A 21,097-nucleotide genomic window follows, 5' to 3' on the forward strand; every position below is an offset into this window, starting at 1 on the left:
GGTGACGGCCCCCTCCACCCTGCTCATCCCCCTCGCCGGACCAATGCAGTCCTGGGGCACCCGCTCGCGCTTCGACGACCGCGACACCGAGGCCGAGCCCAGCAAGAGCGGCGTGCTGGGCCTGTGCGCCGCGGCCCTCGGCCTCGACCGCGCCGAACCTGTGAGCCACCTCGCCTCCCTCGCCTTCGGGGTGCGGGTGGACCGCGAGGGCACCCTCCGGCACGACTACCACACGGCGCAGCTCCACCCCGGCGAGCGCCGCGCGAGCACCAGCCTGACCCGCCGCGCCTACCTCGCCGACGCGGCCTTCTGGGCGGGCTTGCAGGGGGACCCGGCGCTGCTGGGCGAAGTCCACGCCGCCCTCAAGAATCCACACTGGCCCCTCGCGCTGGGCCGCAAGAGCTTTCCGCCGTCGCTGCCCCTCTGGAGGCCGGACGCCCTGCGGGGAGAGGCGCTGCTCCCCGCCCTGCGTGCCGCCCCCACCCTGCGCGGCGAACGGGAGGCGCGACGGGGAACCTTGAATGCCCCGTACCGCCTCGTGGTGGACGCCCGCGCCGTGCCCGACCCTGGCCGGGACGCGGCCCCCGGCGTGCGGCGCGACGACCCGACCGCCCCCTTCGCCGTTCGGCGCTACGCCCTGCGCGACGTGCTGACCTGGAGCGAGGCCCTCGCCCTGAGCCTGGAGGAGGCGTCGTGATGTACCTCTCCCGCCTCGTGCTCGACGACCGCCACCGTCAGGCGTTCCGCGACCTGCAAAGCCCCTACGCGCTGCATCAGACCCTGCGCTGGGCCTTCCCCGGCGCGGGCGAGGGGGGGGCACCCCTGCCTGACGGCGAGCGCGTCCTGTGGCGGCAGGAGGGAAGCGCGGTCCTGGTGCAGAGCCTCACGCTCCCCGACTGGGAGGCGCTGGAGGACCGTCACCCCGGTTACCTGCGCCACAGCGCGTGCAAGCCCCTCGACCTCGCCGCCGCGCTCACGCCGGGCCGTCCCCTGCGTTTTCACCTGCGCGCGAACGTGACGGTTCGCAGGCTGGACGAGCAGGGTCGCAGCCGCCGCCACGCCCTGCACGGGCCGCAGGAACAGCTCGGCTGGCTCCACCGCCAGGGGGAACGCGGCGGCTTCCGGGTGCGGGGCGCGGACCTGCTCCACAGCGGCTCCCTCCGCACCCGCAAGGGCGCCCAGACCCTCACCCTTCACACCGTCACCTTCGACGGGTTGATCGACGTGAGCGACGGCGCGGCGCTGCTCGGGGCCGTGCGGGGCGGCCTGGGCCACGCCAAGGCGCTGGGCTGCGGGTTGCTGAGCCTCGCGCCCGCCGGAGGTGCCCCATGACCGACCCCTCGAACGCGATCATCTGGCAGCGGCAAAACCTGCGCGAGCTGCCCAAGTTCCGCGACGGCACGGGTTACCTCTACCTCGAACACACCCGCCTGGAGCAAGACGGGCGGGGCGTACGCGCCTACCACCCCGAGGGGATGCTCACCATTCCGGTTGCCAGCCTGAGTGTCCTCCTCCTCGGCCCCGGGTGCAGCGTGAGCCACGAGGCGGTCAAGGCCCTCTCCGACACGGGCTGCTCGCTGCTCTGGGTCGGGGAGGAAGGCGTGCGGCTGTACGCGAGCGGCCTGGGCGAGACCCGCAGCGCGGCCCGCCTCCACCGCCAAGCGACGTTGTGGGCCAATCCACAGAGCCGCTTGAGGGTCGTGCGGCAGATGTACGCGATGCGTTTTCCGGAGGGGCTGCCGGACGACCTGACCCTCCAGCAGATTCGTGGGCGCGAGGGGGCGCGGATGCGGGACGCCTACGCCCGCTACAGCGCCGCCCACGGGGTGAGGTGGGAGACGAGGCAGTACAAGCAGCAGGACTGGAACCGCGCCACACCGATCAACAAGGCGGTCAGCGCGGGGAACGCCTGTCTGTACGGCCTCGCGCACGCGGCGATCCTCAGCATGGGGTACAGCCCGGCCCTGGGCTTCGTCCACACCGGGAAGCTGCTGTCCTTCGTGTACGACGTGGCGGACCTCTACAAGGTCGAGGTGGTTCTCCCCATCGCCTTCCGCGAGGCGGCCACGCCCGGCGACGATCTGGAGAGGCGCGTCCGCACCGGACTGCGTGACCACATGACCCGGCTGCGCCTCCTCGAACGCATGGCGGCGGACCTCGTTCACCTCCTCGGCGGCGACGACCCGGACCCCGAGCCGAGCGCACCGGGCGACCTGTGGGACCCCTCGGGCAACGCGGTGGGAGGCCGCAACTATGCTGGTGATGACGCTGGAAGCCGTTCCTGAGAGCCTGCGCGGCGAGCTTGCCCGCTGGCTGATCGAGGTGCAGCCGGGCGTGTACGTCGGCAACGCCTCGGCCCTCGTCCGCGACCTGCTGTGGGACAAGGCCGTGCAGCACACGCGCCGGGGCCGCTGCACCCAGGTCTACCGGGCGCAGAACGAGCAGGGCTTCGTGATCCGCACCCACGGCGACGGCGCCCGCCGCGTCGTTAGCCTCGACGGCTATCAATTGGTCGCCGTTCGCAACGCCCGCCACGCGGAACTCAGCCGGGAGTATGCCCCTCCCGAGGACGATGACAAATTGTGAGGTAAGTCGGGGGTTGGAGAAGAGACCTCGATACGGGTGATGGTCGGGGAGGCGTGTGTTTTGAGAGTGTTTTCCCCACGGGTGTGGGGATGGTCCGCAGTACACACACTCTTCCGTAATCACCGACAAGTTTTCCCCACGGGTGTGGGGATGGTCCGGTAATCTGGATGTTGAGCGCGGCGGCGTGGTCGTTTTCCCCACGGGTGTGGGGATGGTCCGATCACCGGGGCGGGCATCGCTCAACGCAACCTGTTTTCCCCACGGGTGTGGGGATGGTCCGGGGAGGTGGGGGCGCGGTATACCGTCGCGTTGGTTTTCCCCACGGGTGTGGGGATGGTCCGCGGTCTAACGTTGCGGGGAGTGCCCCGCCCAAGTTTTCCCCACGGGTGTGGGGATGGTCCGGGTGCTGCTGCTCCCTCCGCCGGGCGGGATGCGTTTTCCCCACGGGTGTGGGGATGGTCCGGCGTCCGAAAATCAGACAGGTGGAGCTACCACGTTTTCCCCACGGGTGTGGGGATGGTCCGCTCAACCTGACCTACGACCTCACCCGCTTTCGTTTTCCCCACGGGTGTGGGGATGGTCCGTATCCTTGGCAACTTGTGTGTCACAGGGTCGAGTTTTCCCCACGGGTGTGGGGATGGTCCGGCCTGCCTTCCGGGTCACGGCGGTCACCGACCGTTTTCCCCACGGGTGTGGGGATGGTCCGCTCCGCACTGCCCCTGCGGGCAACGCCAGCTAGTTTTCCCCACGGGTGTGGGGATGGTCCGGCCTACGTGGACGCGTCCGTGCAGGGGCTGAAGTTTTCCCCACGGGTGTGGGGATGGTCCGGTGTATGCCGCGCTGGACAACCCGCCCGCCGAGTTTTCCCCACGGGTGTGGGGATGGTCCGAGCTCATTCCGTTCCCCACCCGTGCCGCCTCCGTTTTCCCCACGGGTGTGGGGATGGTCCGCCGCCCCGCTACCGCTTCCGGGCCTTCGCCGGGTTTTCCCCACGGGTGTGGGGATGGTCCCAGATGTTTTCTCCCGACTTGCCCGACACGCCCGTTTTCCCCACGGGTGTGGGGATGGTCCGGTTTGAAGTCGGTCACGGGGTCTCCTGGGGAAGTGTTTTCCCCACGGGTGTGGGGATGGTCCGACCGACGCGGGCCTCGTCACCCGCGGGGGTGCGTTTTCCCCACGGGTGTGGGGATGGTCCGACCACGCTGACCACCATCCTCACCCTGATGGCGTCTTCCCCACCCGTGTGGGAATGGTCCGGCGTGCTCACGGACGCGGTGACTCTCCCATACGTGCTCCCCGTCCAGATGGGACGCCTGGCGTCAGTTCGTCAACTTTTCGCAAAGAGGCCGCGCGGTTTCACCCGGTACGCTGCCTCCACCGGGCATGCTTTTCTCTCCCTCACCCCGTGGGGATGGCCCGAGGAGTTGTTCAAAATGAGATTGTGCCTGACCTTTTCCCCACGCTTGTGGGGACGTTTTGCGGGAGGCCTGCTGTGTCCTGCCCGGCCCTTACGGCTGGTGGTCGGGGGGCAGGGCCGCCGTGGCGAACCAGAAGGCGCCCAAGGAGCGGATGACCTCGACGAATTCCTCCAGGGTGACGGGCTTGGGGATGTAGGCGTTGGCGTGCAGGTTGTAGCTGCGCCAGATGTCCTGCTCGGCACGCGAGGTGGTGAGGACGATAATCGGGATATTGCGCAGGTCCTGGTCCACCTTGAGCACGTCGAGGACCTCCAGGCCGCCCATGCGGGGCATGTTCAGGTCGAGGAGGATCACGTCGGGGCGCGGGGCTCCCGAGTGCTCGCCCTCGCGGCGCAGGAAGGCCAGGGCCTCGACCCCATCCCGGGCGAGGTGCAGCGCGTGGGGAAAGTCGGCCTCGCTGAAGGCCTCCTCGGTCAGCAGGATGTCGGCGGCGTTGTCCTCGACGAGGAGAATGTCGATGGCCTTCATGGCCGCGCCGCCTCGGCCCGGGTCGGGAAACGGACCCGCGAGGGGCGACACGGACGCGGGCCGCTCCCGGGAATGCCCGCCGCCGTAAGGCCCCGACAGGCCAGCCGGAGAGAAAGCTTCATGGGAACACATTCTAAGGGCAAGGTCTCACAGAACCCGGACAGCGGGGCCCACACGGTCCTTTCAACGAAGCTTAACCTCCGCACGCGCCACCCCCCTACAGTGGGGGCCACCATGCGCGCCCAGGCCATCCCCGGCACCCATCTCCGGCCCTCCGTGATCGCCCTGGGGACGGCGGCGCTCGGGAGCAAGCTGGGCGAGGCCGCCTCGTTCCGGTTGCTGGGCCGCTTTCTCGACCTCGGCGGCACGTTCCTCGACACGGCGCGCGTCTACTCCGACTGGCTGCCCGGCGAGCGCAGCCGCAGCGAGAAGCTGCTCGGGAGATGGCTCGCGGCCACGGGGAAGCGCGACCGGATCGTCCTCGCCACGAAGGGCGGCCACCCGCCCCTGGACGACATGGGACGCGGGCGCCTGTCGGAGCACGACCTCCGCCTCGACCTGGAGGGCAGCCTCCTCGACCTGCGGACGGACGTGATCGACCTGTACTGGCTCCACCGCGACGATCCCCGCCGCCCGGTCGAGGCCATCGTGGACACCCTCAATGCGTTCGTGGACGAGGGGCTTATCCGTGCCTTCGGGGTCTCCAACTGGAGCGCGGCGCGGCTGCGGGAGGCCAACGGGTACGCGCGGCGGGCGGGAAGGCGTCCCCCCGTGGCGAACCAGATGAGCTGGAGCCTCGCCGAACCCAACCCCGGCTCCCTGGGTGACCCGACCCTCGTCGTGATGGACGGGGCGACCCACGCGCTGCACCGCGAGGGCGGGCTGGCGGCGGTGCCGTACTCGTCCCAGGCGAACGGCTTCTTCGGCGGGAGGTACGGGCGGGGCAGGTGGTGGGTCACTGCGCCGTCCGCCCGGCACGTCCGCCGCGTGTACTACAACGACGCCAATTTCGCGCGGCTGGAGCGGGTGCGCGAGGTCGCCGCCCGGCTGGGGCGCTCGCCGAATCAGGTCGCGCTGGCCGCCCTGATGACGGAGCCCTTCCCGGTTTTTCCCATCGTCGGTGCCTACCGGCTGGAGCAACTGGAGGACAGCGCGGCGGCGGGCAACCTCGTGCTGGATGTCGAGACTGCCCGGTACGTGAAGACGGGGAGTTGAGGTCCGGCGGGGGCGCCGGGTGGGCCGTGCGCTGGACAGGAACGCGCGAGGCGCAGGGTCCCACAACGCCGTCTGGGAACTCTCCGCCTCGCCGCTTGAGCGGTCACCCTGAGTGAAGCGAAGGGTCTCCTGCCGGGCAGACGGGACGCTGCGCTCCGCTCTGCTACGCGGCTTTGGAAGTCAGCATGACAACGTTCCCGTGCCGAACGCCCTACCGCCCCTGCCCCGTGCTCGGGGGCGTGCCGGGGGCGAGGGTGACGGGGACCTGCACGGTCTGGCCGCCGCGCACGACGGTGAGGCGCAGCGTCTCGCCCACCTGGCCGCTGAAGAGCCGCTCGCGCAGGTCGGCGGAGGTTTCGATGGGCTGGCCGTTGACGGCGGTGATGACGTCGCCGCCGAGGGTGATCGGCCCGAAGGGCGTGTTGATCCGCTGGGTGCCGCCGCGCAGGCCGCCGCGTGCCGCCGGGCCGTTCGGCTCGACCGTCACGACGAGGGCCCCCTCGCGCGGGAGGTTGTACTGACGGCGGGCCTGCTCGGAAAAGACGCTGAGTTCGAAGGGCGCGAGCACCACGCCGATGCGCGGCCCGGTGACCGTCTCGCCCGCGCGCAGCCGCGGCAACAGGCGGCCCGCGACGTTGCTGGGAATGGCGAAGCCGATGCCCGCGCTCTGCCCGATGCCCGTCACCGCGCCCGAGGGCGACAGGATCTGGGTGTTGATCCCGATGACCTGCCCGGCGCTGTTGAGCAGCGGTCCGCCCGAGTTGCCGGGATTGATCGCCGCGTCGGTCTGGATGGCGTTTTGCGGCACCTGCCGCTGCCCGGTGGGGATGGTGCGCTCCACCGCCGACACGATGCCCTCGGACGCCGAGAACTGCTGCCCCAAGGGCGCCCCGATGGCGAAGACCCGCTGCCCCACGCGCAGCCGCGTGCTGTCCCCGAGCGGCAGGGGCCGGATGAGACCTGCGGGTACGTTCTGCACCTGTATCAGGGCGAGGTCGTAGTCGGGCGCGGTGCCCACGACGCGCGCCGGAAACTCGCGGCTCTGGCCCAGCAGGCGCACGCTCAGCCGGGTCGCCCCCTCCACGACGTGGAAGTTCGTCAGGGCGTACCCCTGCGCGTCCACGAAAAAGCCGCTGCCGCTCGACTGCTCCACCCCGCCGCGGGGGTCCTCGAACAGCGGGCTGGAGAAGACGGGCTGCTCGTCGCCGGGCGTCTCGGCGCTGATATAGACCACGCCCCTCAGCGAGCGCTCCAGCACCTCGACCTGCGAGAGTTCGTCGGGGCGCAGCGTGCTCGGGGCCGCCTGGGTCGGCGCGGCTGGCGTCTGCCGGGGCGGGGCGGGTGCGGTCTGGGCCGAAGCTGCGGGCGCGGCGAGGAGCAGGAGCGAGGTGAGCAGCGGGATCGGTCGCATGGAGCCTCCTTGGGCGGGCAGGACGACGGGACGCAGGGGGTCGGCGGTCCCTCCCGTCCGTGCGAGGGCCACGCCCCCTGCTCTATGCCAGAGGGACGACGCCCTTCTGTCGCATCGGGCCAAATCCCCATCGGACCCCGAACGATGAACGTTTCCTTGACGGCGCTTTTCCCGGCGGGTCCGTGACGGGCGTTCGCCTCAGCCCCCCTCGTCCCCGGCCAGGGCGGGCTCCGGCAGCGGGGGCACGTCGCCCCCCGTAAATCTCTTGGTGAGCCAGCGGTCGAAGCGGGCGAGGCCCTCGGCCTGCCGGGCATAGGCGGCGTTCAAGGCCCGCAGCCGCGCGTGGACGGCCCGCAGCCGCTCGTCGCTGAGGGGGATGTCGGCGCGGGTCCAGTCGTGGCGGTACGTGCCGCCCACGTCGTGGGTCGCCCGCCGCAGGGTCACCATGTCGCGCACCTCGTCGAGGGGCACGCCCAGAATGCGCAGGTCCATCACGTCCCGCAAGAGCCGCAGCGCGTAGGGCCCGTACAGCGCCCGCCCCGAGGCCGTCACCTGGTCGGGGGTCAGGAGGCCCAGTTCGGCGTAGTGCATCACCGTGCGCCGGGTCACCCCCGCCTCGCGGGCGAGTTCGGCGGTCGTGTAGAAGGTGAGCGGCTGGGGGCTCTGCGTCATCAGGGCGTGACCACGACCTTGCCCGTCACCCGGCGGTCGAGCAGGGCGCGCAGGGCTTCCGGGGCCCGCTCCAGCGCGTAACGTTCGCTCACCAGTGGCCGGATCGTCCCGTCCCCCACCCACCCCGCCAGCCGCATGAGGTTGCGGGCGTTGCCGCGCGGGTCGCGCCGGGCGAACTCGCCCCAGAACACGCCGACCACCGAGGCGCCCTTGAGGAGCGGGAGGTTGAAGGGCAGCCTCGGAATGTCGCCCCCCGCGAAGCCCACCACCAGATAGCGCCCGCCCCACCCGATCGAGCGGAAGGCGGGCTCGGCGAGGTCCCCGCCCACCGGGTCGAAGATCACGTCCGGCCCCTGGCCACCCGTGAGCGCCTTGAGGCCGCCCCGCAGGTCTTCCGAGGCGTAGTTCAGCGTCTCGTCCGCCCCGTGCTCGCGGGCCAGGGTCAGCTTCTCGTCCGTGCTCGCCGCCGCGATCACCCGCGCGCCCAGCGCTTTGCCGATCATCACCGCCGCGAGGCCCACCCCGCCCGCCGCACCGAGGACGAGCAGCGTCTCGCCCGCTTGCAACTGCGCCCGGTCGCTGAGCGCGTGCATGGACGTGCCGTAGGCGAGGGGAAGGCTGGCGGCGACGGCGGCGTCCATCCCCCCCGGCAGCGGCATCACCGCGTTGGCGGGGGCAAGCAACTTCTCGGCGAAGGCGCCCGTCCCCGTGAAGGCCACGACTCGTTGACCAGGCTGGAGGCCCTGCACCCCTTCTCCCACCGCCGAGACGACTCCGGCAGCCTCCGCCCCCGGCGTGAAGGGGAAGGGCGGCTTGACCTGATAGAGCCCCTGCACCATCAGCGCGTCGGGGTAGTTCACGCCCGCCGCCTCCACGTCGAGGACGACCTCGCCGGGGCCGGGGGTGGGGTCGGGCACGTCCCGGACGGTCAGGGCTTCGGGTTGGTCGAAACGGTCGCAGATCAGGGCGCGCATGGGAAAACCTCCTGGGGATGGGGCAAGAGTGGTCGAGAGTGTGCCCAGTGTACGGTTCCTGCCCCGCCCTGTGAACGCCCGCGTACAAAATTGACGTGTGCGTACACCCGGCCTAAGCTGACGGGACCGAAGCAGCGCAACCTCCCCCCTCCACGCAAAGGAGTGACCCTATGGCCCCCTTCCTGTCCCGCCGCGACCTGCAATTCCAGCTCTACGAGGTGCTCGACACCGCCTCCCTGCCCACGCGACCCCGCTTTGCCGAGCACTCGCGCGAGGTGTACGACGACGTATTGGGCCTCGCCTACAACGTCGCCGACAAGTATTTCGCCAACCACGCCCGCGAGGCGGACCTGAACGAGCCGCATATCGAAGGCGGGAAGGTCAAACTCGTTCCCGCCGCCGCCCAGGCGATGAAGGCCTTCCGCGAGGCGGGCTTTTTCAGCGCCCACGCCGACGAGGAGCTGGGCGGGCTGGGGCTGCCCAACGTGGTCGCGCAGGCCATGCACGCCCACTTCAAGGGGGCGAACATCGGCACGAGCAGCTACCCCTTCCTGACCATCGGCAACGCCAACCTGCAACGCGTTTTCGCCTCGCCCGAGCAGCAGCAGAAATACATGCTCCCCCTCCTCGAAGGCCGCTGGTTCGGCACGATGGCCCTCTCCGAGCCGCACGCGGGGTCGGGCCTGGCGGACATCCGCACCACCGCCACACCGAGGGGAGACGGCACGTACGCGGTCACCGGCACGAAGATGTGGATCTCGGCGGGCGAGCACGAGCTGTCGGAAAACATCATCCACCTCGTCCTGGCGCGCATCAGGGGCGGTCCCTCGGGCGTGAAGGGCATCTCCCTCTTCATCGTGCCGAGATACCGGGTGAACGAGGACGGCAGTGTCGGCGAGTCCAACAACGTCGTCCTGGCGGGCCTGAATCACAAGATGGGCTACCGGGGCACGACGAACACGCTGCTCAACTACGGGGAGGGCGGCGAGACGGTCGGGGAGCTGATCGGGGAGCCCGGCCAGGGCCTGCGGTACATGTTCCACATGATGAACGGAGCCCGCATCGGCGTCGGCATGGGCGCCGTCATGCAGGGGTACGCGGGGTACCTCGCCAGCCTGGAGTACGCCCGTGACCGGCGTCAGGGGCGGCACGCGAGCAACAAGGACCCGGGGAGCGAACCCGTCGCCATCATCGAACACGCCGACGTGCGGCGCCTCCTGCTGCGGCAGAAGAGCTTCGTGGAGGGTGGCCTCGCGCTCGGCCTGTACGCCGCCCACCTGGAGGACGAGATCGAGACCGGGCCGGAGGAGGCGAGGCGGGACAACGAACTCCTCCTCGACCTGCTCACGCCCATCGTCAAGAGCTGGCCCAGCAAGTACAGCCAGGAGGCGCTGAGCGACGCGATCCAGGTCATGGGCGGCGCTGGGTACACCCGTGACTACCCGGTCGAGATGTACTACCGCGATAACCGCCTCAACCCCATTCACGAGGGCACGGAAGGGATTCAGGGCAACGACCTCCTGGGCCGCAAGGTGTCGCAGGCGGGCGGGCGGGGGCTTCAGGTGCTGCTCGAAAAGATGCAGGCCGACCTGCGGGCGTCCGAGGGCCTGGAGGGACTCGACGAGATTCGCACGGCGCTGCACCAGGCCGTTGCTCAGAGCACCGGGGCGTTGCGGGCCATCCTCACCCAGGCCCCTGAACTCGGCCCCGACCTCTTCCTGGCGAATGCGAACAGCGCCCTGGAGATGTTCGGGCACACCGTCGTCGGCTGGATGTGGCTGCGGCAGGCCATCGCCGCCGCCCGCCAGCTCCCCGGGGCGCGGGGCGACGACGCCGACTTCTACCGGGGCAAGCTCCAGGCCGCCCGCTTCTTCGCCACCCACGAACTGCCGAAGGTGCAGGCGCACGCGGACCTGCTGGCAAGCGCGGACAGGACGACGTTCGAGATGCAGGGGGCGTGGTTTTAGTGGAGCGGTCTGCCCTCAGCTCTCAGCCGTCAGCCCAGCAGGATTTTCACCGGGTCGCGGTGGGGGGTAGAAACCTCGCCTATCTGGAGGTTTCTCCGTCTCATCCGCGCGCCAACGTCCTCTTCCTCGCGTGGCTGGGCGGCTCGCGGCTGGGGTGGGAGGGGGTGGTGGGGGAGATCGGGCAGGAAGACCGCGCCCTCGCCCCCGACCACCGCGATACCGGCGACTCCGACCCCTTCGAGGACGCTTTCACGCTCGCCGACCTCGCCGATGACGCCGCCGAGTTTCTGCGGGAGGTGGCCGCCGCGCCCGCCTTCGTCGTTGGGCTGAGCATGGGAGGGATGGTCGCGCAGCACCTCGCGCTGCGGCACCCGGACCTCGTGCGCGGGTTGGTGCTCGTCTCCACGACGCCTGGTGGGGCGGACACGACTCCGGCCACCGAGCGGGGGCGTGCGGCCCTCTTCCTGCCCGCCGACATGGAAGCGCGGGAACGGGCGCGGCAGGCGCTGACGCTGATGACGCACGACGGGTTCATCGAAGCCAATCCTGGACTGCTCGACCTCGCCGCCCGCCACGCCGAGCGCCATCCCATGAGCGAGGAGAGCTTCAAGCGGCAGTTCCGGGCGATCCGGGCGCACGACATCACGCAAGGGCTCGCCCGCCTCAACGTCCCCACCCTCGTGCTGCACGGCGAATTGGACGACCTGATCCCCCTGCCGAACGCCGAGCGGCTGGCGGCAGGTATCCCCGGTGCCCAGTTGCGCGTCTACCCGGGAACCGGGCACATGCCGCACCTCGAACGCCCGCAGGAGTTTCTGTCGGACCTGCGCGGGTTTTTGCAAGAACAGACAGGTTAACCCCAGCTCACTGTCCGCCGACGTTCAGAATTGACGTGTACGTACACTTTCCCTATGGTGGGAGGTACGGCTCTAACCCGGCACAACTCAACCCCGGAGGCACCCTCTATGGCACTCAAGGAACTCTTCGACCTGACCGGCAAAGTCGCCCTGATCACCGGGGGCTCGCGCGGCCTCGGCCTGCAAATCGCGGAGGGGCTGGGCGAGTACGGCGCGACCGTCGTCCTGACCGCCCGCAAGGGGAACGAACTCGACGAGGCGAAGGCCCACCTGGAGGGCCTAGGGATCAAGGCCCACGTCTACCAGAACGACCTCTCCCAGTTCGAGACCATCGAGCCCCTCGTGGAGCGCATCGTCTCGGAGGTCGGTCCCATCCACATCCTCGTGAACAACGCCGGGGCCACCTGGGGCGCACCTGCCGAGGAGCACCCCTTCGAGGCGTGGCTGAAGGTGATCAACCTCAACGTCAACGGCCTCTTCCTCCTCACGCAGGCGGTGGGGAAGCGGTGCATGATCCCCGCCCGCGCGGGCCGCGTGGTGAACGTCGCCTCGGTCGCCGGGCTCAAGGGCAACAGCCCGCGCATGGCCGGAACGGTCGCCTACAACACGTCGAAGGGGGCGGTCGTCAACCTCACCCGCGCGCTCGCCTCGGAGTGGGCGAAGTACGACATCACCGTCAACTCGATCTGCCCGGGCTACTTCCCCACCAAGATGACGAAGGGCACCATCGCCTACGGGGAGGAGACCATCCTCGGCAGCACGCCCCTGGGCCGTCTCGGCGGGCCCGAAGACCTCAAGGGCCTCGCCCTGCTGCTCTCCAGCGATGCCAGCGCCTACATGACCGGGCAGAACATCGCGGTGGACGGCGGGGTGACGGCGATTTGAATGGAGCAGTCAGCCGTCGGCAATACAAGCTGAGAGCTGACGGCTGACTGCTCCAAAGGAGGCACCATGACCGCCCTTCCCCTTCCCGACCTCCGCTCCCGCATCGGCCAGGAGATCGCCTTATCTGACTGGGTGACTGTCACGCAGGAGATGGTCAACAGGTTTGCGGACGCGACCGGCGACCACCAGTTCATCCACGTGGACCCCGAGCGGGCGGCGCAGACCCCTTTCGGCGGACCCATCGCGCACGGCTTCCTGACCCTCTCGCTGCTGGCGGGGCACTTCATGACCCACGGCGGCTCTCCCCGGCTGGAGGGGGCGCGGATGGTCGTGAACTACGGCCTCAACCGCGTGCGCTTCATCTCGCCCGTGCCCGTGGGAAGTCGCCTGCGCAACCGTGGAACGCTGGTCGGCGTGGAGGACGGCAGCGGCTACGCCCAGCTCACCGTCGCCAACACCATCGAGATCGAGGGCAGTGAAAGACCCGCGGCGACGGCGGAGACGGTGATGCGGGTGTACCTATGACGACGCTCGACGGAACCGACGCGATTGCCTTTGCCCAGAGTGTCCTCGACTCCCAGCCCTTCAGCGTGCTTGTGGGAGCCAGGGTCGAGGAAATGTCGCCTGCGGGCGTGGTCGTGCGGGTGCCCTTCCGGCAGGAGATCACCCAGCACCACGGCTTCGCGCACGGGGGCGTGCAGGCGGCGCTGGCCGACATCGCCCTCACCTTCATGGGGGCGGCGGCGCTGGGGCCGAGTGTGCTGACCTCCGAGTTCAAAATCAACTTCGTGAAGCCTGGCGTCGGTGAGGCGCTCGTCGCTCGGGGCAGCGTGCTCAGCGCCGGGAAGCGGCAGGCCGTCACCCGCTGCGACATCTTCGCCGTGCAGGGAGACGAGGAGCGGCTGGTCGCCACCGCACTCGGCACCATCGTCACGGCGGACGTGCCTCCGGCGGGGGGAGGGACGTGACCCCATGACCGCCCCCGACCCCTCCACCCTCACCCGTGACCTGCTCGAACGCGCCATCGAGACGAGCGAGTTTACGCGGTTCATGGGCACGCGCCTCAGCCACTTCGAGAACGGGCGGGTCGAGATCGAGATCGACCTCAAGCCCATCCTCACCCAGCACCACGGCTACGCGCACGGGGCGGTGATCGGCTACCTCGCGGACACCGTGAGCGCGTGGGCCGCCGCCTCGGTCGCCGGGGACGTGGTGACCGCCGAGTACAAGCTCAACCTGCTCGCCCCCGCGAAGGGAGAGACGCTGTGGGCACGCGGGGAGGTCCTGCGCGCGGGCCGCCGTCAGGTCGTCGTGCGCGCCGACGTGTACGCCCGCAGCGGGGGAGAGGACACCCTCGTCGCGGCGGCGCTGGCGACGATCTCGCCCGTCGGCGGTCGCCCGGGCCGGGAGGAAAAGGCGTGACCGTCTACCTGCTGGAGCGCGACGGCGTGCTGCTGGCGCGGATGCCGCTCAGCCGCGTCGAGCCCTTCAGCGTCCACTGCACCTTCGAACCGCTGCCCGCCTTCGAGCCCTACCGCCCCCTGTTCGAGGAGGACGCCCGCCTCGCCGATGAACTGGTCAGCGACCCCGACCCCGCCCTGCTGGGCCGTGCCGAGGCGCTGCTCGACCGCATCCTGGCCCTGGGCCTCTCGGTGCGGCGGGAGGGCGGGGGCATCCACCGCGAGGTCCTGATCGGCATCGAAGACCACACCGCCCACTTTCGCCCCCTGAAGCTGGAGGAGGAACCGCTATGACGATGTTCGACGTCTCGCCCCGCACCCGCGACCTGCACGCCCGCCTGAGCGCGTTCATGGAGGAGCACATCTACCCCAACGAGGCCGAGTTCAACCGCCAGGTGAACGAGGGGAACCGCTGGGAACACGTTCAACTCATCGAGGACCTCAAGCCGAGGGCGCGCGCCCAGGGCCTGTGGAACCTCTTCCTGCCGCCCGCCTCGGACCCGCAGGGCGTGTTCGGCCCGGGCCTGAGCAACCTGGAATACGCCCCCCTGTGCGAGGTGATGGGCCGGGTGTGGTGGGCGCCCGAAATCTTCAACTGCAACGCGCCCGACACCGGCAACATGGAGGTGCTGGCCCGTTACGGCACCCCCGAGCAGCAGGACCGCTGGCTGACCCCCCTCCTGAACGGCGAGATCCGCTCCGCCTTCTCGATGACCGAGCCGGACGTGGCGTCGAGCGACGCGACGAACATCCAGGCGAGCATCGTGCGAGACGGCGACGGGTACGTCATCAACGCGCGCAAGTGGTGGACCTCCGGCGCGGGCGACCCCCGCTGCGCCGTGAGCATCTTCATGGGCAAGACGGACCCGAACGCGGAGCGTCACCTCCAGCAGTCCATGATCCTGATTCCGATGGACGCGCCCGGCGTGACCATCAACCGGATGCTCACCGTCTTCGGCTACGACGACGCGCCGCACGGCCACGCGGAGATGACCTTCGAGAACGTGCGCGTGCCCGCCTCTGCCCTCCTGCTGGGCGAGGGGCGCGGCTTCGAGATCGCGCAGGGGCGGCTGGGGCCGGGGCGCATCCACCACTGCATGAGGCTGATCGGGCAGGCGGAGCGGGCACTGGACCTGATGGTGGAGCGGGCGGGCCAGCGCGTCGCCTTCGGCAAGCCGCTCGGCGGCCACCAGCACGTCCGCGAGGCGATTGCGCACAGCCGCATGGAGATCGACCAGGCGCGGCTGCTGACCATGCAGGCCGCGCACATGATGGATACGGTGGGCAACAAGGAGGCGCGCGGGCAGATCGCGGCGATCAAGGTGGTCGCGCCCAACGTCGCCCTGCGGGTCATCGACCGCGCCATCCAGGTCTTCGGCGGCGCGGGGGTCAGCCAGGACACGCCCCTCGCCAACATGTACGCGGGTGCGCGCACCCTGCGCCTCGCCGACGGCCCCGATATCGTCCACACCGAGACGGTGGCGAAGGAGGAGATGAAGCGGCAACAGCGGGCCAAGGAGCGGCGGGCAGCGGTGGTAGGGGACTGAGGCTCTAACCGGGTTAGAATCGAGCCATGCGCAAACGTCTCACCACCGTCGGCAAGTCGCGGGCCGTCATCCTGCCCAAGGAGTTGCTGGAGCTGTACCGCTTCGAGGATGAGGTGGAGATCGAGCCCACCGAGGGGGGCCTGATCCTGCGTCCTGCCCGCAAGGGCCTGACTTTTGAGGACGCCAGGGCCAAGCTGTTCCGGGAGAAGCGCGACCTGCTCCAGCGACTCAGCGACGCGTGACCGTCTACCTGACCCCCGGGCAGGTGGTGGAATTGCACGACGAGGCCATCGCCGACTTTGGGGGCAGGTCTGGTCTGCGTGACCCTGGGACCCTCGCCTCGGCCCTCGCTCAGCCCGCGATGGAGGCGTTCGGCGTGGAGCTTTACCCGTCGATATCGGAGAAGGCCGCCGCCCTGCTGTTCTTCCTGGCGCGGGGCCACGCCTTCGTGGACGGCAACAAGCGGACGGCCTATGCGGCGACCTCCGTTTTCCTGCTGCTGAACGGGGCAGAGCTGAGCGGCCCGGATGACACCGTGTTCGACCTCGTGCTGGGAACGGCCCAGGGGAGGCTGAGTGACCCCCGGCAGGTTGCTGAACAACTTCGGCCTCTCGTGACCCCGATGTGATGAACTCCCTCCGCTTCAGCTCAAGTTGTCCGCTCCAGCGCCCGCTTCACAAAGGCGTTCAGGCTCAGGCCCTCGCTGCGGGCGCGGGCGGCGAGGCGGGCGTGAAGCTCGGGGCGGATGCGGAGGTTGAAGCGCCCGCTGAAGGGTTTCTCGGGCTCCTCGCCCCGCTCCCGGCAGAAGGCGAGGTCGTCGTCCACGCTTTCCTTGAACGCCTGCCGCAACTCATCGACCGTGCGGCCCTGAAAGGTGATGACATCCCGCAGGTTGACCACCTCGCCGTGGAACAGGTCGGCCTCGTCGTCGAAGCTGGCCGTGGCGATGTAACCTGTGTATTCCACGCGTCATCACCCCCAAAGGTTTCGCAGGTCTCCCTGACGGTCGGTCAGGCAGGGAGACGGACCAGGGGAGTTCAGCATCCCTTCACAACCCTACGTGGCACTTTTAAGCGAAGGGGAAACCCCGATAAGGAGCCTTCACATGGACTTCCAAAACAAAATCATCGTCGTCACCGGCTCCGCTTCCGGCATCGGCCTCGCGCTGGCAACCCGCTTCGTGCGGGAGGGCGCCACCGTGATCGCCTCCGACCTCAACGCCGAGGTGGGTGCCCAGAAGGCGGCAGAGATCGGCGCGCGCTTCGTGCCCGCGAACGTGGCGAAGGAAGAAGATATTCAGGCCCTTATTGACGGCGTGCTCGCGCAGGAGGGCCGCATCGACCTCTTCTGCTCGAACGCGGGCATCGCCATCGGCGAGGGGCCGGAGACGCCGGACAAGCAGTGGGACCTGATCTACAAGGTCAACGTGATGAGCCACGTCTGGGCTGCCCGGCACCTGCTGCCGCACATGCTCGAACGCGGCGAGGGCCACCTCCTGAACACGGCGTCGGCGGCGGGGCTCCTCACCGAGCTGCACTCCGCCCCCTATGCGGTCACCAAGCACGCGGCGCTGGCGTTTGCCGAGTGGCTGGCGATCACCTACGGGGACCGGAGCATCAAGGTCTCCTGCCTGTGCCCGGAAGGCGTCTGGACCCCGATGATCCAGAACGCGCCCATCCTCCAGCAGACGGCGATCACGACGGACGAACTCGTGGAGAAGACGCTGGAGGTGCTGCGCCGCGACGGCTTCCTGATCACCACCCACCCCACGACTCTCCAGTCTTTCCAGAACAAGGCCGCCGACTACGACACCTGGATCGGCAAGATGCGGAGGCTGCGGGAAAAGGCGATGGCGCTGCTCGCCGCGCACGGGGGCCGGGCCTTCGGGGCGGGAGAGCAGGCCCGATGACCCGTCCCGACACCGCCCCCGTCCGCCCCGGGGAGGAGTTGCCGCTGGACTCGCTGCGGGAGGCCCTGCGCGGACGGGTGGAGGGGGACGTGGACCGGCTGACCGTGGAGCAGTTCCCCGGCGGCTTTTCCAACCTCACCTACCTCGTCCGGCTGGGCCAATTGTCTGAGGGGGGGCAGGAGTACGTGCTGCGCCGCGCCCCCCTCGGCCCGGTGGCGGCGAAGGCCCACGACATGCCGCGCGAGTATCGGCTGCTGGAGCGGGTGCATCCCGTCCTCCCCGTCGCTCCCAAGCCCATCCTGCTCGTCGAGGACCCGGAGGTGATCGGCGCCTCCTTCTACCTGATGGAACGGCGGCGCGGGACGGTCGTGAGGACGAAGCTGCCGCCCGAGTACGCGGCCCTGCCCGACGCTCCCCGCAGGCTCTCGCAGGCGCTCGCGGATACCCTCGCCGACCTGCACGCGGTGGACATCGACGCGGCGGGGTTGCGTGGGCTCGGCAAGCCGGAGGGCTTCAACGGGCGGCAGGTCGAGGGCTGGGCCGGACGCTGGCGCCGCGCCCGCACGGACGACATGCCCCCCGTGGACGAACTGCACGACGAGGACGTGATCGCGTGGCTCACCGCCAACACGCCCCCCGAGTCGGCCCACACCCTCGTCCACAACGACTTCAAGCTCGACAACCTGATGCTGGACCCCCACGATCCCTCGCGGGTGGTCGCCCTCCTCGACTGGGAGATGACGACCGTGGGAGACCCCCTGGTGGACCTCGGCCTGACCCTGACCTACTGGACGATGCCCGAGATGCCGGGCCGCGAGCCCAACCGGGTCGGGGCGGTGGCGAGCGCCGAGGGCTACTACACCCGCGAGGAGTTCCTGAATCGCTACGCCGAACGCAGCGGTCGGGACGTGGGAGGCGTCGCGTGGTACGAGGTGCTGGGCCACTTCAAGCTCGCCGTGATCGTGGGGCAGATCTACGCCCGTTACCGCGCCGGACAGACGCGGGACACCCGCTTCGCCCCGCTGGGGTCTCAGGCCCAGTGGCTGATCGGGGAGGCGTGGCGACGAATCGGGGAAGCGGGGGGATAGGGAAGGGCCCGGCTCACCTACGTCAGCCGGATGCCCTGCACAGGCGGCACCACCCGCCACAGCCACGCCAGCCACAGCAGCGCGGCAGTACCCAGCAGCAGAGTGTAGAGGGAAAAGCGCAGTCGCCAGAGCGTCCGGTACGCGGGGGGCGGCAGGCGCAGGGCTGTCCCTGCCGGGACGTACAGGCGGCTGTGGCTGCCCAGGTTGACGCCCAGGATCATGCCCAGCGTCAGCACGGCGAAAAAGAAAGTCAGCAGGGCGGCGGTGAGCAGGGCGGGATGCATCATCGGGGGCTCCGTTCCCCGGCTGGGGCCGGGAGGGGTAGGCATTCTGGAGTCTTCTGACACGGTATGCCATGCCCTGCCCGCCGCACACGCGAGGGCGAACGGCAATGAGGACCGACGTCATCGTCTGCGTTTCGGAGCGGCTGTTTCAATCCCTCAACCCACCCGAAGGCGGGTTGTAACGGTAGTGTCGCGCTTCGTCGTCCAGCACGCAAGTCTGCCGAGTACCAGCGCGAACGTCATTGGGCGGCACCGAACGCCTGATCCAGACCCCTCCCTTTCTCCGTCCGGGACGGGTCTTCTCTCATGCGCGACCCTCCCGAGCTTTCCACGTCGTGGCAGGTTCGCGCGGCTTCCCTGGCCTGACAGCCCGTGACAGGCCGGGTCCACATTCTCCGCAGGTCGGGCTCTTCCGGCTGATGTGCTTCGGCGCCCGGGTGAACGTCCCTGGCCCCCGCCCCTCCACTTCCCGGAAGGGGCGGGGGCGTGAGGGGGTGCGCGGCAGGGCCGCTCCAGTGCGCTACCCTGGCCTCCGTGCCCCATTCCACAACCCGGTTCTCACCCGCCTCCCCGCTCGGGGCCCCCGCGTGAGCACCCTCATCCTCGTTCGGCACGGTCAGGCCACCCCCTTCGAGGCCGACACCGACCGCCTTTCCCGCTTGGGGGAGGAACAGGCCCGCGCGGTGGGAACCTTTCTCGCGGAGGCGGGAGTCGAACCCACCGACGTGTTCTGCGGCCCGCTCGTCCGGCAGCGCGAGAGCGCCCGGCTGGCCGCAGAGTCGGCGGCGGGGGAGTGGCCCGAGCCCGTGGTGGACCCCCGCCTCGCCGAGTACGACGGCGACGGCCTGACCCGCACCCTGGGGCCGCTCCTCGCCGCCCGGGACCCGAAGTTTGGCGCCCTGCTGCGCGCCTCGGAAGAGGGACGGCTCGGGCCGGAGCGCAACCGCCACTTCCAGCGGATGCTCGAACCCCTGGCGGAGGCGTACCTGCGGGGCGAGGTGACGCATCCCGGGGTGGAGACCTGGGCCGCCTTCCGCGCCCGCGTCCACGCTTTCCTGCGGGAACTCCTTACGGGTCCTTCGGGCCGCACCGTCCTCGCCTTCTCCTCGGGCGGCGTGATCGGCGTGACCGTCGCCGCCGTCCTGCGCGCTCCCGACGACTCGGCCCTGACCTTGAACTGGCGCGTCCGGAACGGCAGCCTCACCCGACTCACCTACGGCGGCGGGCGCGCCAGCCTCGACTCGTTCAACGAGACCGGCCACCTCGACCCCGATCTCACCTCCTGGCGCTGAGCGCCGCGAAAGGAAAACCGATGCCCCTCGATCCCCACCTTCAGGAAGTCCTGCTCCAGCTCGCCGCCGCGCCCCAGCCGAACGGTCTGGAGGAGATGCGCGCCGCCGTGATCGCCAATGCCGCCCGCGCTCCGAAGCGGGACGTGACCATCGCCGGGACGCGCGACCTGACCATCCCCGGCCCGGCGTCCGACCTCCCCGCCCGGCTCTACACCCCGGTGGGGGAGGGACCACACCCCCTGACCGTGTTCTTCCATGGCGGAGGCTTCGTCGCGTATTCCATCGAGACGCACGACAGCGTGTGCCGCGAGCTGTGTGCCGAGGCGAACACCGCCGTCCTGAGCGTCGAATACCGCCTCGCGCCCGAGCACCGCTTCCCCGCCGGGGCGGACGACGCCTACGCCGCGCTGGTGTGGGCCGCCGCCCATGCCGGGGAACTGGGCGCCGACTCCACCCGCCTCGCGGTGGCGGGCGACAGCGCCGGGGCGAGCCTGTGCATCGCCTGCACCCAGCGGGCCCGGGACGAGGGTGGTCCGGCGGTCAAGGCCCAGCTCCTGATCTACCCCGCCGCCGACTTCGTCAACGTGGACCGCTACCCCAGCCGCCGCGAGAACGCCCAGGGCTACTTCCTGACCGAGGAGCGCATGGCCTTTTTCGGCCAGATGTACCTCGCCGACCCCGCGCACGCCGCGCACCCGCACGTCAGCCCCCTCCACGCCGCCGAACTCCACGACCTGCCGCCCGCCCTCGTCCTGACCGCCGAGTTCGACCCCCTGCGCGACGAGGGCATCGCCTACGTCGAGGCGCTGAGGCAGGCGGGGGTGCGCGCCGAGCACCAGCCCGGCCCCGGCATGATCCACGGCTTCGCCAACATGACGGCTTTCTCGCCCGCCGCCGCGGGGCTGATGGATCAGGCGGCGCGGTGGCTGAAGGCGGAGTTGTCCGGAGGTCAAGACACCAGCGGTTCAGAACTTTCAGCCCCCTCTGTGGCCGACTGAAACGCG

25 protein-coding genes and 1 CRISPR repeat array are annotated in these 21,097 nt (G+C 70.0%); of the genes, 19 read left to right on the plus strand and 6 right to left on the minus strand.

Translation table 11 applies throughout. From position 1 onward, the window contains the following. The first annotated feature begins 1 nt into the window (after window position 1). Genes cas5e through cas2e form a run of 4 tightly spaced genes read left to right on the plus strand, consistent with a single transcriptional unit; the run spans window position 2 to window position 2,586 of the window. Window positions 2-697, plus strand: a complete 696-nt coding sequence (cas5e, locus tag A7B18_RS08720; protein ID WP_245872801.1) for a type I-E CRISPR-associated protein Cas5/CasD — start codon at window positions 2-4, stop codon at window positions 695-697. Next, on the plus strand, window positions 697-1,332 hold the full coding sequence (gene cas6e / locus A7B18_RS08725; RefSeq protein ID WP_102126299.1) for a type I-E CRISPR-associated protein Cas6/Cse3/CasE: 636 nt from the start codon (window positions 697-699) through the stop codon (window positions 1,330-1,332). The genes cas5e and cas6e overlap by 1 nt, the downstream gene beginning before the upstream one ends. Further along, window positions 1,329-2,285 carry a type I-E CRISPR-associated endonuclease Cas1e gene (cas1e, locus tag A7B18_RS08730; protein WP_102126300.1) on the plus strand — a complete coding sequence of 319 codons (957 nt, stop codon included), beginning with the start codon at window positions 1,329-1,331 and terminating at the stop codon, window positions 2,283-2,285. Before cas6e ends, cas1e begins: the two co-directional genes overlap by 4 nt. Further along, window positions 2,263-2,586 carry a type I-E CRISPR-associated endoribonuclease Cas2e gene (cas2e, locus tag A7B18_RS08735; RefSeq protein WP_102126354.1) on the plus strand — a complete coding sequence of 108 codons (324 nt, stop codon included), beginning with the start codon at window positions 2,263-2,265 and terminating at the stop codon, window positions 2,584-2,586. Before cas1e ends, cas2e begins: the two co-directional genes overlap by 23 nt. Before the next feature lie 68 nt (window positions 2,587-2,654). Beyond that, a CRISPR array of direct repeats spans window positions 2,655-3,843; the repeat unit is 29 nt; unit sequence GTTTTCCCCACGGGTGTGGGGATGGTCCG. A gap of 251 nt (window positions 3,844-4,094) precedes the next feature. Here cas2e and A7B18_RS08740 read toward each other — a convergent pair. Further along, window positions 4,095-4,532, minus strand: a complete 438-nt coding sequence (locus A7B18_RS08740; RefSeq protein WP_102126301.1) for a response regulator — start codon at window positions 4,530-4,532, stop codon at window positions 4,095-4,097. A gap of 234 nt (window positions 4,533-4,766) precedes the next feature. On the opposite strand from A7B18_RS08740, the gene A7B18_RS08745 reads away from it, so the two are divergent. Next, window positions 4,767-5,747, plus strand: a complete 981-nt coding sequence (locus A7B18_RS08745) for an aldo/keto reductase (RefSeq protein WP_180970079.1) — start codon at window positions 4,767-4,769, stop codon at window positions 5,745-5,747. Window positions 5,748-5,958: 211 nt separating this feature from the next. Here the strand turns inward: A7B18_RS08745 and A7B18_RS08750 are convergent, their stop codons facing one another. The 3 genes from A7B18_RS08750 to A7B18_RS08760 form a co-directional block, all read right to left on the minus strand. Then, the gene (locus tag A7B18_RS08750; protein WP_102126303.1) at window positions 5,959-7,158 is read right to left on the minus strand and encodes a S1C family serine protease; all 1,200 of its coding nucleotides are present in this window, start codon (window positions 7,156-7,158) and stop codon (window positions 5,959-5,961) included. 198 nt (window positions 7,159-7,356) lie between these two features. Beyond that, the gene (locus A7B18_RS08755) at window positions 7,357-7,830 is read right to left on the minus strand and encodes a MerR family transcriptional regulator (RefSeq protein WP_102126304.1); all 474 of its coding nucleotides are present in this window, start codon (window positions 7,828-7,830) and stop codon (window positions 7,357-7,359) included. Then, window positions 7,830-8,804: an NADPH:quinone oxidoreductase family protein gene (locus A7B18_RS08760; protein ID WP_102126305.1), complete on the minus strand. Its 975-nt coding sequence runs from the start codon at window positions 8,802-8,804 to the stop codon at window positions 7,830-7,832. Before A7B18_RS08760 ends, A7B18_RS08755 begins: the two co-directional genes overlap by 1 nt. A 170-nt stretch (window positions 8,805-8,974) precedes the next feature. Between A7B18_RS08760 and A7B18_RS08765 the strand changes: the two genes are divergently transcribed. From A7B18_RS08765 to A7B18_RS08810, 10 genes are all read left to right on the plus strand, one after another. Next, a complete protein-coding gene (locus A7B18_RS08765) occupies window positions 8,975-10,771 on the plus strand; it encodes an acyl-CoA dehydrogenase (RefSeq protein WP_102126306.1) in 1,797 nt (598 codons plus the stop codon). 59 nt (window positions 10,772-10,830) lie between these two features. Further along, complete coding sequence (locus A7B18_RS08770) at window positions 10,831-11,628, plus strand: alpha/beta fold hydrolase (protein ID WP_245872802.1); 798 nt, start codon at window positions 10,831-10,833, stop codon at window positions 11,626-11,628. A 108-nt stretch (window positions 11,629-11,736) separates the two neighbouring features. Continuing rightward, window positions 11,737-12,513 (plus strand): SDR family oxidoreductase, encoded by a 777-nt coding sequence (locus A7B18_RS08775; protein WP_102126308.1) that lies wholly within the window; start codon window positions 11,737-11,739, stop codon window positions 12,511-12,513. A 66-nt stretch (window positions 12,514-12,579) separates the two neighbouring features. Then, window positions 12,580-13,038 carry a MaoC family dehydratase gene (locus tag A7B18_RS08780; RefSeq protein ID WP_102126309.1) on the plus strand — a complete coding sequence of 153 codons (459 nt, stop codon included), beginning with the start codon at window positions 12,580-12,582 and terminating at the stop codon, window positions 13,036-13,038. Then, the gene (locus A7B18_RS08785) at window positions 13,035-13,481 is read left to right on the plus strand and encodes a PaaI family thioesterase (protein ID WP_102126310.1); all 447 of its coding nucleotides are present in this window, start codon (window positions 13,035-13,037) and stop codon (window positions 13,479-13,481) included. Before A7B18_RS08780 ends, A7B18_RS08785 begins: the two co-directional genes overlap by 4 nt. 4 nt (window positions 13,482-13,485) lie before the next feature. Continuing rightward, a complete protein-coding gene (locus A7B18_RS08790; RefSeq protein ID WP_102126311.1) occupies window positions 13,486-13,935 on the plus strand; it encodes a PaaI family thioesterase in 450 nt (149 codons plus the stop codon). Further along, complete coding sequence (locus A7B18_RS08795; RefSeq protein ID WP_245872803.1) at window positions 13,932-14,267, plus strand: hypothetical protein; 336 nt, start codon at window positions 13,932-13,934, stop codon at window positions 14,265-14,267. Before A7B18_RS08790 ends, A7B18_RS08795 begins: the two co-directional genes overlap by 4 nt. Further along, a complete protein-coding gene (locus A7B18_RS08800; protein WP_102126312.1) occupies window positions 14,264-15,520 on the plus strand; it encodes an acyl-CoA dehydrogenase family protein in 1,257 nt (418 codons plus the stop codon). The genes A7B18_RS08795 and A7B18_RS08800 overlap by 4 nt, the downstream gene beginning before the upstream one ends. A 26-nt stretch (window positions 15,521-15,546) precedes the next feature. Continuing rightward, window positions 15,547-15,762 (plus strand): AbrB/MazE/SpoVT family DNA-binding domain-containing protein, encoded by a 216-nt coding sequence (locus A7B18_RS08805; protein ID WP_102126313.1) that lies wholly within the window; start codon window positions 15,547-15,549, stop codon window positions 15,760-15,762. Then, on the plus strand, window positions 15,759-16,148 hold the full coding sequence (locus A7B18_RS08810) for a type II toxin-antitoxin system death-on-curing family toxin (protein ID WP_102126314.1): 390 nt from the start codon (window positions 15,759-15,761) through the stop codon (window positions 16,146-16,148). The genes A7B18_RS08805 and A7B18_RS08810 overlap by 4 nt, the downstream gene beginning before the upstream one ends. Window positions 16,149-16,168: 20 nt before the next feature. Here A7B18_RS08810 and A7B18_RS08815 read toward each other — a convergent pair whose 3' ends face one another. Beyond that, window positions 16,169-16,486 carry a type II toxin-antitoxin system HicB family antitoxin gene (locus A7B18_RS08815; protein WP_102126315.1) on the minus strand — a complete coding sequence of 106 codons (318 nt, stop codon included), beginning with the start codon at window positions 16,484-16,486 and terminating at the stop codon, window positions 16,169-16,171. A 139-nt stretch (window positions 16,487-16,625) separates the two neighbouring features. Here A7B18_RS08815 and A7B18_RS08820 point away from each other — a divergent pair, with 139 nt between their 5' ends. Continuing rightward, window positions 16,626-17,429, plus strand: a complete 804-nt coding sequence (locus A7B18_RS08820; RefSeq protein WP_102126316.1) for an SDR family oxidoreductase — start codon at window positions 16,626-16,628, stop codon at window positions 17,427-17,429. Continuing rightward, window positions 17,426-18,517 (plus strand): phosphotransferase family protein, encoded by a 1,092-nt coding sequence (locus A7B18_RS08825; protein ID WP_102126317.1) that lies wholly within the window; start codon window positions 17,426-17,428, stop codon window positions 18,515-18,517. The genes A7B18_RS08820 and A7B18_RS08825 overlap by 4 nt, the downstream gene beginning before the upstream one ends. A gap of 17 nt (window positions 18,518-18,534) precedes the next feature. Here the strand turns inward: A7B18_RS08825 and A7B18_RS08830 are convergent, their stop codons facing one another. Beyond that, window positions 18,535-18,804 carry a hypothetical protein gene (locus A7B18_RS08830; protein ID WP_102126318.1) on the minus strand — a complete coding sequence of 90 codons (270 nt, stop codon included), beginning with the start codon at window positions 18,802-18,804 and terminating at the stop codon, window positions 18,535-18,537. Window positions 18,805-19,388: 584 nt separating this feature from the next. Between A7B18_RS08830 and A7B18_RS08835 the strand changes: the two genes are divergently transcribed. After that, window positions 19,389-20,093, plus strand: coding sequence for a histidine phosphatase family protein (locus tag A7B18_RS08835; RefSeq protein ID WP_102126319.1), 705 nt, complete (start codon window positions 19,389-19,391; stop codon window positions 20,091-20,093). A 20-nt stretch (window positions 20,094-20,113) separates the two neighbouring features. Continuing rightward, window positions 20,114-21,091 carry an alpha/beta hydrolase gene (locus tag A7B18_RS08840; RefSeq protein WP_102126320.1) on the plus strand — a complete coding sequence of 326 codons (978 nt, stop codon included), beginning with the start codon at window positions 20,114-20,116 and terminating at the stop codon, window positions 21,089-21,091. The last annotated feature ends 6 nt before the right edge of the window (window positions 21,092-21,097 follow it).

It is taken from the genome of Deinococcus planocerae, assembly GCF_002869765.1.
In the GTDB taxonomy this organism is placed as follows: Bacteria; Deinococcota; Deinococci; order Deinococcales; family Deinococcaceae; genus Deinococcus; species Deinococcus planocerae.